Origin of the sequence: Pedobacter sp. GR22-6 (genome assembly GCF_037402555.1) — a bacterium.
Taxonomy (GTDB): Bacteria; Bacteroidota; Bacteroidia; order Sphingobacteriales; family Sphingobacteriaceae; genus Pedobacter.
Map to the genome: position 1 here is coordinate 217708 of NZ_JBBEUC010000007.1, position 13255 is coordinate 230962.

At 41.6% G+C, this 13255-nt stretch carries 12 protein-coding genes; 9 read left to right on the forward strand and 3 right to left on the reverse strand.

Annotation, left to right across the window (positions count from 1 at the left end; all coding sequences use genetic code 11):
- Positions 1-7 precede the first annotated feature (7 nt).
- Positions 8-1414, forward strand: coding sequence for a RagB/SusD family nutrient uptake outer membrane protein (locus WAE59_RS24835; RefSeq protein ID WP_337858712.1), 1407 nt, complete (start codon positions 8-10; stop codon positions 1412-1414).
- A 1-nt stretch (position 1415) separates the two neighbouring features.
- On the forward strand, positions 1416-2912 hold the full coding sequence (locus WAE59_RS24840; protein ID WP_337858713.1) for a TlpA family protein disulfide reductase: 1497 nt from the start codon (positions 1416-1418) through the stop codon (positions 2910-2912).
- A 41-nt stretch (positions 2913-2953) separates the two neighbouring features.
- On the opposite strand, the gene WAE59_RS24845 is transcribed toward WAE59_RS24840, so the two are convergent.
- From WAE59_RS24845 to WAE59_RS24850, 3 genes are all read right to left on the reverse strand, one after another.
- Positions 2954-3265 (reverse strand): hypothetical protein, encoded by a 312-nt coding sequence (locus tag WAE59_RS24845; RefSeq protein WP_337858714.1) that lies wholly within the window; start codon positions 3263-3265, stop codon positions 2954-2956.
- Positions 3266-3342: 77 nt separating this feature from the next.
- On the reverse strand, positions 3343-3807 hold the full coding sequence (locus WAE59_RS25915) for a MauE/DoxX family redox-associated membrane protein (RefSeq protein ID WP_443147272.1): 465 nt from the start codon (positions 3805-3807) through the stop codon (positions 3343-3345).
- Between the two features lie 221 nt (positions 3808-4028).
- Positions 4029-4616 carry a Crp/Fnr family transcriptional regulator gene (locus tag WAE59_RS24850; RefSeq protein ID WP_337858715.1) on the reverse strand — a complete coding sequence of 196 codons (588 nt, stop codon included), beginning with the start codon at positions 4614-4616 and terminating at the stop codon, positions 4029-4031.
- Positions 4617-4905: 289 nt separating this feature from the next.
- On the opposite strand from WAE59_RS24850, the gene WAE59_RS24855 reads away from it, so the two are divergent.
- The 7 genes from WAE59_RS24855 (at position 4906) to WAE59_RS24885 (ending at position 13252) form a co-directional block, all read left to right on the forward strand.
- Complete coding sequence (locus WAE59_RS24855; protein ID WP_337858716.1) at positions 4906-7728, forward strand: lantibiotic dehydratase; 2823 nt, start codon at positions 4906-4908, stop codon at positions 7726-7728.
- 72 nt (positions 7729-7800) lie between these two features.
- The gene (locus WAE59_RS24860) at positions 7801-8547 is read left to right on the forward strand and encodes a LytR/AlgR family response regulator transcription factor (RefSeq protein WP_337858717.1); all 747 of its coding nucleotides are present in this window, start codon (positions 7801-7803) and stop codon (positions 8545-8547) included.
- A gap of 200 nt (positions 8548-8747) precedes the next feature.
- Complete coding sequence (locus WAE59_RS24865) at positions 8748-9884, forward strand: histidine kinase (RefSeq protein WP_337858718.1); 1137 nt, start codon at positions 8748-8750, stop codon at positions 9882-9884.
- Between the two features lie 163 nt (positions 9885-10047).
- On the forward strand, positions 10048-11187 hold the full coding sequence (locus tag WAE59_RS24870; protein ID WP_337858719.1) for a hypothetical protein: 1140 nt from the start codon (positions 10048-10050) through the stop codon (positions 11185-11187).
- Between the two features lie 116 nt (positions 11188-11303).
- Entirely contained in the window at positions 11304-11582 is a 279-nt protein-coding gene (locus WAE59_RS24875) for a hypothetical protein (RefSeq protein WP_337858720.1), read from the forward strand.
- Between the two features lie 322 nt (positions 11583-11904).
- A complete protein-coding gene (locus WAE59_RS24880) occupies positions 11905-12204 on the forward strand; it encodes a hypothetical protein (RefSeq protein ID WP_337858721.1) in 300 nt (99 codons plus the stop codon).
- Positions 12176-13252 carry a hypothetical protein gene (locus WAE59_RS24885; RefSeq protein ID WP_337858722.1) on the forward strand — a complete coding sequence of 359 codons (1077 nt, stop codon included), beginning with the start codon at positions 12176-12178 and terminating at the stop codon, positions 13250-13252. Before WAE59_RS24880 ends, WAE59_RS24885 begins: the two co-directional genes overlap by 29 nt.
- Positions 13253-13255: the final 3 nt, after the last annotated feature.

Sequence of the window (13255 nt, forward strand, 5' to 3'; positions counted from 1 at the left end):
TCAACAAATGAAAAAGCAACTTATAATAACTATCGTGTTCATGGTGGTATTTACAATCATAAGCACAGGATGTAAAAAGGATTTTCTAGACATCAAACCTAGCACTCAAATTATACAACCGACAAGCTTGGAGGAATTTCAAAAGCTTCTAGACAATACCGAGATCATGAACGTCGGTATAGGACTGGGTATTCTAGCTTCTGATGAATATGCATTCAGCAGTGACCTGCTATGGCAATCTTCTTTTACAGCGCTTTCCAGGAATTCTTACATCTGGTCAAAGGATCTTTATGAAGGGGAACCATGCCTTCACTGGAACTTACCTTATTCCACAATATTTTATGCGAATAATATCGTCTCAGGACTGGAAAAAATCGAAGTCACGAACCTCAACAATAAAGAATGGAGCAGGGTCAGGGCTTCTGCTCTTTTCGTAAGGGCATTTTCTTACCATGATCTGGTGAGTAATTTTTCTAACACCTATGACGCAACTACTTCTGCGACTGACCTAGGCGTGCCCATCCGGCTCAAACCTTCAGTGGATGAGCTTCGGCCAAGATCGACAGTAAAAGAAAATTTTGACCAGATTTTATTGGACCTATCCATTGCCAGCCAACTATTCAATAATGACCTGCCATCAGCAAGAACACGACCATCAAAAGCGGCTGTACACGCGCTATTATCCAGAGTCTATTTAAGTATGAGGGAATACGCTTTAGCCGAGCTTCACTCAGATTCATGCCTGCTGTTATATAATAAGCTAATTGACTACAAAACCCTGAACAAAACTGCTACTGCCCCCTTCGGAAATAATCATGACGAACAAATCTACGCGCGATTGGCGATAGCAGACGGAACCTATACCTCAATAGGCAACAATACATCCATAGAGATGTCTAAAGAAATAATCAGTATGTATGAACCCAACGACCTTAGACTGCCGATTTACTTTAGTAAGCAATTAGACGGGACATATGATCCAAAGCGAACGTATTACGGAAATGGAGGTGCTTTCCCTTTTGTCGGTCTGGCAACGGATGAAATCTACTTAATTAAGGCTGAGTGCCTGGCGCGCAGGAACGAGGTTTCTGAATCAATGAAATTCCTAAATCAATTGAAAATAAAGCGGTGGGATGCCAACGCTACAATACCAGCTAAACCTTTCCAAGAAATTATTTCCACTACTCCTGAGGAAGCCCTGGCGGCAGTTCTAATAGAAAGGCAAAAGGAACTGGTATGGAGAGGTTTACGTTGGACTGACCTAAAGCGTCTGAATAAAGAGGGGGCAGCAATTACACTCACACGAACAGTCAATTCCAATAAATATACACTGGCTCCAAATGACAAAAGATACGTCTTTCCCATCCCTGACAATGAAGTTTCGCTTTCAGGAATACCACAAAACCCAAGATAAAATGAAGAAATTACTATTCATGTGCCTGGCGCTTCTGGCGAACTTTGCCAGCGCCAGTATTATTGAAAAAAAGACAAACGAAGGCCAAGTAACCATAGAAGGCCGGATAACAGATGCTGCTTGGAACTTGTTCCCTGAAAAAGAGATCAAGGTTACAGTTAACATTTCAAGTTTTTCCAGCAATCCTACAATCGCACCTATTACATCTTATACCCTCGAAACCAAGTACAACAAATTATTCAAATTCATTATACCTGCTCCGGCTGAACGTTTTTACATGACCTTATTCTTTGATGGATTAAGAGGCATGGAAAACTGGCAGTCATTTGCCAACGTCTATATTCTAGAGGAAGGAGATGAGATTTCATGTGAACTATCTGGTGAGTTCTTCTATTTTTCCGGAAAAGGTTCGGAAAAACTCCAATGTCAAAGTGAAATGTATAAGCATCAATTTACGTTCGACAATACATCAAAAGACCTAATAAATTCACGACAATTTAAAAAACACATCGCTTACATCAATGCTAAAGCTGACTCGGTTCTCAAGATTAGAATTGCTACAGTAAATGGGTATTCTACCAAACTACCTAAAGATATATTGGAAGTCCTCTTGGCAAATTGTTATGGATTGAGGTATTTTTCATGGTTCTGGTCTCAGTTCCTGGTCTCTGACGACCCTGAGCAAGTCCTGGCTTTCCTCGAAAGTGAAGAATTTCAGCAAGCTCCTACTTCCATGATCAGCAGGGTGCCTCCTGAATTTATAATTGCATCGCCCAATTACTGTGATTATCTCTTTGAAAAAATCAAAATGGAGAGTGTTGTATTTGATGCTGATGGCAAAGTAGACAAAAGTCCTGAACACAGAAAAAGGGTATTTCAAAGGATCAAAACGAATTATACAGGAATCATTAGAGACAAGTTGCTAACGATGTTTTTTCTGTGCTATAAAAAACTGCCACATACTGATGATTACATGGACGAAGCACTCGGTATAGTAACTAAAACTGACTACAGACATATTTTGCTGGAACTTGAAAGAAAATATGGTAAAGGAATTCCATTTCACCCTTTCGCCTTAGCCGATGAACAGGGAAAAGTTTATACACTTAAGGATTTTGAGAGCGACATAGTGATATTGGATTTTTGGTATACTGGCTGCATTAATTGTGTGAAGCTAGCGAAAATAATGACCCCGGTAGTAGACCGCTTTAAGACCAATCCTTATGTGAAATTTGTATCAATTAGTATTGACAAGGACAAGACAACTTGGATTAAGAGTATAAAGGAAGGGAAGTACACGCACCCGTCATCAATTAATCTTTACGCTGGAGGGAAAGGTAGTGATACCGGATCTATCAACCCGCTTATAGCGGCCTATGGGATTCAGGGCTACCCGACAGTTTTTATTCTCAACAAAGGAAAGATGTATGAGGCAACACCTCCGTCTGATAACCCAACACAAATGATCAATTTGATTCAGGAAGCTTTAAGTAAATAGTGGCTGTAACGAAGGCGCCCTAATTAGGGCGCCCTTGTGATTTAAAATGGACCGATGTAAGTGCCATCTGAACTAGGACTCAGTTCCAAGTCCTGAGCTTGGTTAATCGTAAGTACATCACCATGATCATTGGTGTCAGAAGCGGGCTGAACAAAAACGCAAGGTGAACTTGACGTAGGCGTACAGTCTGATGAAGGATTATAAGCTCCCGGATTGCTAATTCGCTGATAGGTTCCCGATCCTGTTTGAGCATAGACATCTCCAGCTGCGGCTTTTGCATTGGTGAATGCACTGAAGCCGAATGCTAACATACCTGCTACCAGGCCGAAAGCGATGTTTTTGAAATTTTTCATTTTACTTTAGTTTAAATTTAAAATAGAGCCGTATTTTCCACAGGATACAGCATTAACCTGATCTACGCGCATAAATATCATTTGTCCGTTGAATTGCTCCGGTGAAGAAGGATTCCCAAACCGGCTATCACGATAAGAAGGATGTTAAACCAAATATGTTGGACCCAACTAAGTTTACTAATGGCTCCCCCACAATGGCAAGGCAGGTGCTCAACTGTCATCTTCATATAAACTAGATAACCAGTAAAAGCGATCATCAATATTCCTGATGCAAGTAAACCTATAAACCGTGTCCTTGGAAAAAGCAATAAGAGTGAGATGAGTATTTCAATTACTGGAATAGACCATGCGATAATCGCTGGAGCGAAGTTTAAAAATTCCAGTCCATTTATGAACTTAATGAATCCTTGGATTGTAAATAACTTATCGGAAGCTGTATAAATAAATAGCCCGATAAAAATCGCTGAAATAATATCTACGATTATCCCTTTCCTGCCTACCGCTGAAGTAATGTTTCGATGCTTCAATTTGATAAAATTCATTGTCTTAAAATGAGCGGTTAGACCTAAGACCAGTTAAAACAGGCAGCAGGGCTTGCCACTACCTGCCTTAAAATAAACATTATGAAAAAAGTTTCTTGTGATTGATTTGGAGTGATTTTCATAATAGGGTGATTTGATTAACCTAAAGTTCTGAAAGATTTTCTTGCAAAAATTCCACAGATGTGGAAATCTGATCCACAAATGTGGAATTCGTAGGATGATTATTTTTTCTGGGAATATCTGTCCAGTCCTTTGTCCCTGATGCCCAGGAAACTTGCGATGTGTTTGTGGTTTAGGGTAGCTAAAGCTTTTGGTCTCCTTCGAACGAATTGATCATATCGTTCCTGGTTTGTTGAGGCGGCTAGAGCGAATGCGTGCGCTTTTAGCAATTGGTGATAATGGTCGCGGACACGTTCTGTCAATGGGCGTAACTCTCCGAACTCTGATTCCAGTTGATCAAAATGTTCTTTTTCGACATAAAGAAGAATACTTTCTTCCATGGTTTCTACCCGGCTTGCTGAGGGTTGCTGGCTAAAAAAGCCAGGCTTGGTATACACAAAATCTCCCGGAAACCACATCCATGTGGTTTCGGCATTTCCTGTTTGGGGATGTATGGTTACTTCCCTGGCAGATCCGGAAATGATAAAGTACAATACTGGGTGCTGGGTTCTGGTACGCAGCATGATTTCGCCTCTGGGGCTTTCTGTTTCATGAAGATGAGTTCGAAGTTTTTTGTTCAGCAAGGGGTCCAGGGCCTGGAACTTTTCGAGGGTTCTTAAAAAGAATCTGAAGGCATGTTCGGATATCATGACAATTGGTTTGATTGAAAGTGATTGAACTTAGCTCTTGCAAAGGACAGTATTGAACGGGTATTCCTCTACTCAGCTATGGGCGTGTTGATTCCAAGTTGAAAAAATAAAACCTTTCGTTCCTAAATTTTTACGCCACCATACTCAAGACTTACACTTGCACGACTTTTACTTACACCAAGCCTGTTACGACAGAATTTCTTGCAGAAATAGTCGATTTCGTGTAGACTAATCCTGGTTTCGTGTAATCTTTTAGGCCAATAGGCTGGCTAAGGCTAGTTTGGCCCATGTGACAAATAAAACAAACTATAATATTCGGTTGCATTCAACAGCAATGCTCCGAACTCCCCTCCTTCCGGTTCAAGCTGAAATGTCTGATAATCTCCAGGAATTGAAAATGGCTATTCGGTCCTCCTCTGAGGATTTCTATGGGCTGATTAAGGACTGCGAGTATGCTGATCTAGATCAGCTGCCGACTCGTGTAAAGTTTACTCTGTGGAAGTATTTTAACCGGGCAAGGTATCGGTGTACACCTTTCGCCAGTTTTGGCGCAGTCTCTTTGGTCAAACATCTGGGCACGAAACACTCAGGACGGATAGTTATCAACCGGCAACAACAGCTCCGCAACTTTGCTGACTGGAGCGCTGTGGGGGATTCCCGAAATCGGTACGTTGTCGATGATGAGCCGGGAGTTTTACTTTTTACCAACAGCAGTTACTATCGCATAAAAGGTAAGATTCGTGTGATCACATGTCTAGACCAGCAGTTTCAGATCTCAGAGTTTAGAAGTTCTGAGTTGATTCTGAAGATCTTGAACTTATGCGCAGACCCGATATGTGTTAAGCAGATGATGACATCGCTTTCAGTTGAAGAGATGAGGGTGGTACTGGCTGAAGATCTGCTAAATGGAATGATACAGGTTCAGCTACTCTTTTCCTCCCGGCAGCAAAATATCATTGGTAGAGATTACTTAAGGGAATTGATTCCCCAGGTAATTGCCGAAAAGAGATACGTAATTGCTAAACGAGAGCACTTATCTGGCAATATCAAGCCAGTCTTAGTTAGGCATTTAGTTCCGATGATTAAAAAACTGGCTAAAATCTCCCAGGGAAATGTGAGTGTGGCGCTTTCAAACTTTGCATCCAGATTCTATGCTAAGTTTGGCGACCGAGAAATCCCTTTGATGCAAGCCCTGGATATCGAGTCTGGTGTTGGGTATGATGACCTAGAGATGGTTGCGGAGGCTGATGCGCTCTTCTCCAATTTGGATCGTTCGAAGACTGAAGAGCGGGCAGATCGACAAATCAAAAATATGCTGCTATCTTCTTTAACTTCAGGTAGGGAGTTTAGTAAGAATGGTATTGACTTAGCAACTGTAAAAACGGAAGGCCTGTTTAATGTACATGCTTTTCCAAATACTTTTAATGTTATGGCTGTTACCAGAGCCGATGATTTATGGATCCAATCCATTGGTGGAAGTACAGCAAATGGCATCTTTGGTCGTTTCAGTTTGGAAGATGAGCAGTGGACTGAGGCTTGTAAAAATATCGCGGATATTGAGCAGCAAGCTAATCCTGATGTGATTTTATTTGATGTCGGATATACCGGGGATCCACATACGGACAATATCAACAGGCGTGCATCAATTTATACTTATGAGCTGAACATCCTGAACTTCGACCATTCTGAAGATCCTGTCCTGATATCAGATATCATGGTACGTGTCCACGCGGGAAAAGTATTCTTGAGATCTTTAAGACTCAAAAAAAGATTGATTCCGAAGATTGCCAGTGCATATAATTACAAGAGATCTGATTTGTCGCTTTTCCGGTTTCTATGTGATCTGCAATCTCAGGAGATGACCACTAACCTGGAACTTGATTTACAGCAAATATTTCCGAACCTTAACTTTTATCCGAGGGTCTATTTCGGTAATATTATCTTGTCCCCGGCGAAATGGTTAATCAAACTGGATGATGTTAACATGGCTTCTGGTGATAGATTAGAAGAGTTTGTGATCAGTCATTTTATGAAGAAGGCTATACCCCTTTGCTTTAAAGCTGGATTCGGTGATCAAACGCTTTATTTTGATCTGGATAATCGCGCTGACACCTCGGCCTTCTGTCTATACCTGAAAAAAAACAAGGCATTTTACGTTTCAGAGGTAGCTGGAGCTACAGGTGGCGCTGTTGAGGACCAAAACGGGGATAGTTATCAGGAGGAGTTCGTATTCACCCTTTTTCATGATTCAGAAGTTTATCTGGGGCTGACAGAGGAATTAAATCAGCTTCATGTTGGGGAACAATCCATTATCCCTCCCGGCGGCGACTGGTTATACTTTGAAATTTACTGCCATCCAAATTACATGGATGAGTTGATGCTGGAAGTGGTTAAACCACTGATCGCAAATCACACACAACGTATAAAAAACTGGTTTTTCGTCCGTTATAATGAAGACGGAGATCATTTAAGACTGCGAGTGCAGCTCCATGATCCTTGCGATTCAAGCAAGATCGTCCCTGAGCTTTCAGCAAGTCTGCACTCCGATTTGGAATTGGGTTTAGTTTCGGATTTTCTCATCAAAACCTACAAAAGAGAATCTGAACGCTACCGTGACCTAAACATGGAAATGGTTGAAAGTCATTTCTGTTTTGATAGTGAATTTGTCAGCTCCATCCTGCCCCTCAAATTCAGCAGTGGCCAGTTATTCAAACTGGTCGAATCAGCCATCGTGCAGATTCTGAAATCTGGAGTTGTTCAAGCGGATTATTTGAATGCCTGGATCAGCACTACGTCGGAATGTTACAACGCTGAGTTTGAATTGAAACCTTCAGATTTCAAAGTGATGAACCAGGCGTGTGAAAGATATTATGAGATGGAGTTTCCCAAGTTAGCAGCCTATGAAAAGTCATGTTTTGAAAATTTTACCACATCATTCATCAGGTGCCTGAGTAAATGTAAGGCTTCTAAACGGCAAAATATCTTCGTCAACTTCCTACATATGCATTTCAACCGATTATTTACGACCCGACAGCGGGAATATGAGATGAATTTCTACTTCCTCATGAATAAAGCAAATGATAGGGCTGGTGTTTCAGTCAGAAATAACTAAAAACAGCTAAACCAGGATTATTATTAGTCCATTTCTATAATTTTTTACCTATTTTGCAATCCCCCTCTTGTTATGAATAAAAAAATCAACTGCGTCATTATAGATGACGACCGCTTTGCCATTGATACGCTTGAAGATTACATCAAGCACTTACCTAAGCTACAGCTCTTAAAAACTTACACGAACTCGATTGAAGCTGCCAGTGAATTATCTGTGATGCAGACAAGTGTATTGATATTCCTGGACATTGATATGCCGCATTATTCAGGTTTGCAGCTGGCCCAGAAACTTAAGGATAGAAGTTTTCAGATTATTTTTACTACTGCCCATTCAGGTTATGCGGTAGATGCGTTCCGGGTCAGAGCACGTCATTATTTACTTAAGCCCATAGGCCTAGGTGAATTCGTGGATGTTGTAACCGATGTGATCGCACATACCCCTGACTGGATGATTGAACCCTATCAGGATGCAGAAGCTTTGTTCCTGCGCACAGGGGAGCGCAACAAGCTAACCAGAGTCCTCAAGAAGGACATCATCTACATCCAAGGTGCCGGCAATTATGTCGATGTCTTTCTCGAAGATTTGAGGCTGTCCACTTATATGACGATGCTGGAAATGGAGGCCCTGCTTGAAAGAGATCAACGTTTTTACAGGATACAGAAGTCTTACATTATTAATGAAAGGCATATAAAGAAGATTGACGGGAACACAATTTATCTGCTGGGGCACAAGGTTTCCATGAGTACCAACTACAATGAAAAATTTATCAATTATTTAAATGCCTCTACCCTCAGATCAAGCCGGATTAATTCGGCATGATCAACTTTTGAGTTTCAAATTTGTCTAATCTTGTTCCTGTCTTGACGACGGTCAAGGTCCCCAAAGTCGGATCAGATAGGTTTATCATTTTCTGATGATTTGACTTAAAAACGTATACAGTTTTGGATGTCAAAAGAAGGCTCTTATTTTTTTTCATGATTAAAAATACCTGCTTTTGACGCTTAGCAATTAAAAATTACATGACCAACCCTTTCACTTACACGAAACCGATAAATTCTTTTAGAGATGAACTTGACCGCTTTTTCCAAAGATATAAAGTGCATTTTTTGGTTTGGTCTTGCTTTATCCTGAATGAAGTATTCGCTGCCGGATACGCCTCAGGCGAATTTGGACCGCCAATAAATTACATTGCATTCTACGGACTGAACATCGGCCTGTTTTATTTCAATGCGCTGGTCATATTACCGATAGTCTTCCAACAGCGAAGACATGCCTTTTGGCGTCTACCGGTTTTGATGATACTTCTAATCTGCGGTTATTTGATAATAGCATATGCGTTAAAGAATATGTTATTGTCAAAGCAGATTGCCGATGGACTGGTAACAGTTAACTTCGATAAAACCTTCGTTACCGGGTCACTGTGGAGATCGAGTTTCTATATCGGGCTGTCTTTCGGCTTCTATTTCCTAAACGCATTTGTTAAAGCGCAGTATGAAAATAGTAAGTTGGAACGAAACGCACTAAAGTCAGAACTCCGGGAACAGCAAACTGCTGTCGAGCTATCAAATGCTAAAAACGCGTTCCTTCAAGCTCAAATTAGTCCGCATTTTCTGAATAGTGCACTGAATTTCCTGCACAGTCACACTAGGAAGTTATCTCCGGCAGTTGCTGACCTGATACATTTATTGTCTAAGATCACACGGTTTGCAGGCAGTGCTGAATACACTTCGATTGTTGTCCCATTAAAAGAGGAACTTCAACAAGTATCCTCATTGATACAACTTTGGCGGATCATTAAAGATCACAGGATCTACATCCGCTTCGAGTACAACGATGCCGCGATGGAGGTTTTGACAATCCCGCTGCTGCTGCTTACCTTAACTGAAAATGTATTTAAACATGGTGACATCTATAATCCGGAAAGCCCTGCAAGGATCTCTGTTAAAAAATATAATGATGCATTCTTAATCATAACGGAGAATACAATTCATGAAGGACGTAATGATTCCGGAAATCATTCTGGCCTGGTTAATATAGAACACAGGCTGAATTACATCTATGGAGAATCAGCAATGATCAATTATGGCCCTGTCTCCAAGAATAAGTTTGTCGTCAGCGTCTTTATTCACCTAAAGTCATACCAGAGGCCAAGCTAAAAATCATTCATTCCCCAAAATAACTCATCTACCTGTTTCGCAAACTGGTGGAGGGGCAAACTATTGCCTGAAATTAATGTAATCTAAAAATTATTCCTAAATGCATAACTATTCAAAAAACTTACAACACTTCGTAGCTTTTTCCATCGCTCCCTCAAAGCTCATGGAAAGAAGCCTAAACATGGCTGATTTCAAGATATGGAAAGCCTCAGTCAGAAATTTCACAGAGGAACTCAAATTCCGGCTGGACACCAGGTTCTTAGGAGAGGATGCTGATGAAGCTAAAACAAAATCCATGAGAAACCTGCAGGAACTGCTCGTGGCTCAAAACGACAAAATCAACGATTACCTTTTTACGGAACGGCCACTTTGGTCGGGCCATACCGATTTCAGGGAAATTAAAGCTATGTATGCCTATTCTCAAAGTCAGTTGGATCACTTGTTGAATTACTTGGCGACAAATTATTCCCCCTACTTCAATAATCAGGTCAAATATTCCAGCAGCCAGCTTCGGCTGGTAATCCCGGCAGCCAAAAGTAAAGTGTATACTTTAAAGCACTTTTTGGGCATGCACCTGGTAGATCCTGACTTAATTCATTTGATGTCTAAGGATATATTACAGCTTTTGTTTACTAAAAAATATTCTCCCGAGAATCACCATTACGTGCTATGTATTGCAAATACACTTTTAACCACCCAGAAAGTTTCAACGAGCGCTTTGATTATGGAACTCATCAGACACAATTTCAATACACCCGCTTTTTACAAATACATCACAGAACGCTTTCATGCCAGATTACTAATGCTTGGGGGTCTTCATAAGCAACTTGAATTAATCGTACTGGAAAAAGATGAACTGTTCCGGGCCAGGGAATTCACTGATTTAAAGTTCACAAACCAAGGCCCCGCGATCAGCTTAGATTTTCTAAATTATTTAAATGAGAAATATGAGCATACAAATGCGTTGATGGAAATTAAAAGGCATGAACTAAAAGACAGGTTTGAGCCGGATCATTTGCTGAGGATATTATTGAACACCTCAGTTCCTCAGCTTGGCTTATTTATCCGACTGCTTGTTGAGAAAGATATTGTCCAGCAAGCTAAAATGGCTGATTTGTTTAAATTTTTCTCTTCAAACTTCTATACTAAGAATGCAAACTTCATCTCGGCAAAAAGTTTACAGGATAAATCGACTTCTGTCCGCCTGCCTGATGCCCTGAGATTGTACCGGTTTTTTAAAAGCAGCATGGAATGGTTAGAAGTAAACTTTCATGTAAAAGAACATAACCGGGCAATGAGGTAAAAAAATAAATTTATTTTCGTTTAAAAACGCGCTCTAGACCTATTCAAGGCGGGGTGGAATTTGATTTCCACCCCTGTACACTATTTTGCCTACTTAAATTCCGGTTGATTTGCAGCATGAGACTAAAGGAATTGAGTTTTATAATGCTGGATGCAGTGAGTAAAGGAACGGATGAAGCCTTGCAGGCGACACATGTGCTACCTGATACGCTTACCAAAGCTCAGGCTTACGGAATCTATGGCCGGTCTAATGTGGATCGCTGGATTCTGGAAGGTCTGATCCATCCGGTAAAGAAACAAAATTCCAGCTCAAAAAAATTTATTGACCGGTTAAAGCTTGAGGCAGTAGCCCGGGCCAGTAACCGGGCTAGTTATCTGCCAGTGGCAGATAGATAGGCGTAGTCGTCTGCGAAGTACTGATTTCTATTGGATCGAAGCATTTACCCGCGAGGAGTGGGTAAATTATGTGAATTTGTTTGCTCACAGGTTTTTTTATGATCACCTGGAACCAAGCATTGAACCGTAGGCAGCTAGTTTTGGCCGGGGAGGTAAATCCCTGACGCAGGTAGATCCGAAAGAAGCAAAGGGGGAGGCAGTTTAGCTGTCTCCCTCTTTGTGTTTAAGCTCATTCCATCTCAGGCTAGGCTTCTCATCCTTGGATGGAGAAGTCGAAGAGGCGGGAACTCAACACGACTTCGTATTCACTAATTTTTTTATCATGGAAATCAGCTTGCATATACTGGAATTGCTACTGCAGCAATCGGCCAGACTCGGCGCTTTGAAGACGCTATGCGCCTGCGGCAAAATACGGCCTTATATAAAACAATCAGAAGCATTCCGCCTGTACGGCAAAAGGACAGTTTTGGGCTGGCTTGATGAAGGATTGATTACACCGTACAAGGATGGCGATTTAAATGCCAGCTGGAGGCTAGACCGCATACAGGTGGCTAGCCTAAATGCTTCACTGGAATTGATCAAACATATTCATTATGGACAACTCATTACTAAGTCGGATTGACCGCGCGGTTGCTGACAATATCCAGGACATTCAGCGTTCTTTCGGCGCTCAGGCTGGGATCGTTCAGGACTTTATCGTGTTTATTTCGAAACGTCTAAAAACCGACCTTTTCGGGTATACCCGTTTCACTATCCAGGATTTCTGTAAACACACAGGCCGGCGGCGGCAGGAACTGGCTTTGATACACCCTGACTTTGTTTCCGGCAAATCTCTGCCTCCTGTTATCCAAGGATTTGCTTTCCAGACGGTATTGGATTTCGCTTTGTACACGATGCTGGAGCGAAACTTGATATTCAGTTCATCCTATAGCTACAAAATGAAAGATGCTGTTGTTCAGCTTCACAGTTTTCCTATTCTAAAGGATTTAAAGCTGAACTTTGTACGCAGTTCAAATGAGCAGAAGATCTATGATATCCGGGTATCTGATGAACTGATGAATGGCTTTTTAAGCCGCTATTATACGTTGAATGCAGAATGCTATAGGATTGTTGGCAAAGGTCGTGGTGGGGATAGCCGAAAAAAACTGGTCATGTACCTATCCAAACTGGCGCATGTACTGGCTTCTTCGGGTACATTTGAAACTGTGGTTCCATTGGACCGGTTATGCCGTTTCGCGGACATTAATGACCTTCGCCCTGCCCATAAGAAACAAAACCTCGCCCGGATGCTGGCTATCATCGTAGGTTCCGGTGGATTCGGCCTTGATTTTTCTTTTGTCAGTCAACCCGCATACGCTGTCAAGCTGGTTTTCAAACCTGCCGTTCCCGGCAGAGTCCTGCAGGTAGAACATCTTTTTTATCACAGGCTGTTGACCAATCTGAAGGCCTTGTTTGATTCGTTGTATAGTAAGGGCAAGCACATTCCCGGATCAGCATTCGATGAGGATCCTTTCCAGCTTTGGCTGGTCAGCAGTTCAGCGGATCCTGAAGCCAAGGCTCAGGTACTATCGCAGGCTTATTACCTGGCGCTGAATCTAAACGTGAGTACCAAAGATGCCTTGTCGATGATCAGGTCCGGCAATTTTATCGCTCTTCTTGCCGTCCGGTAGTTC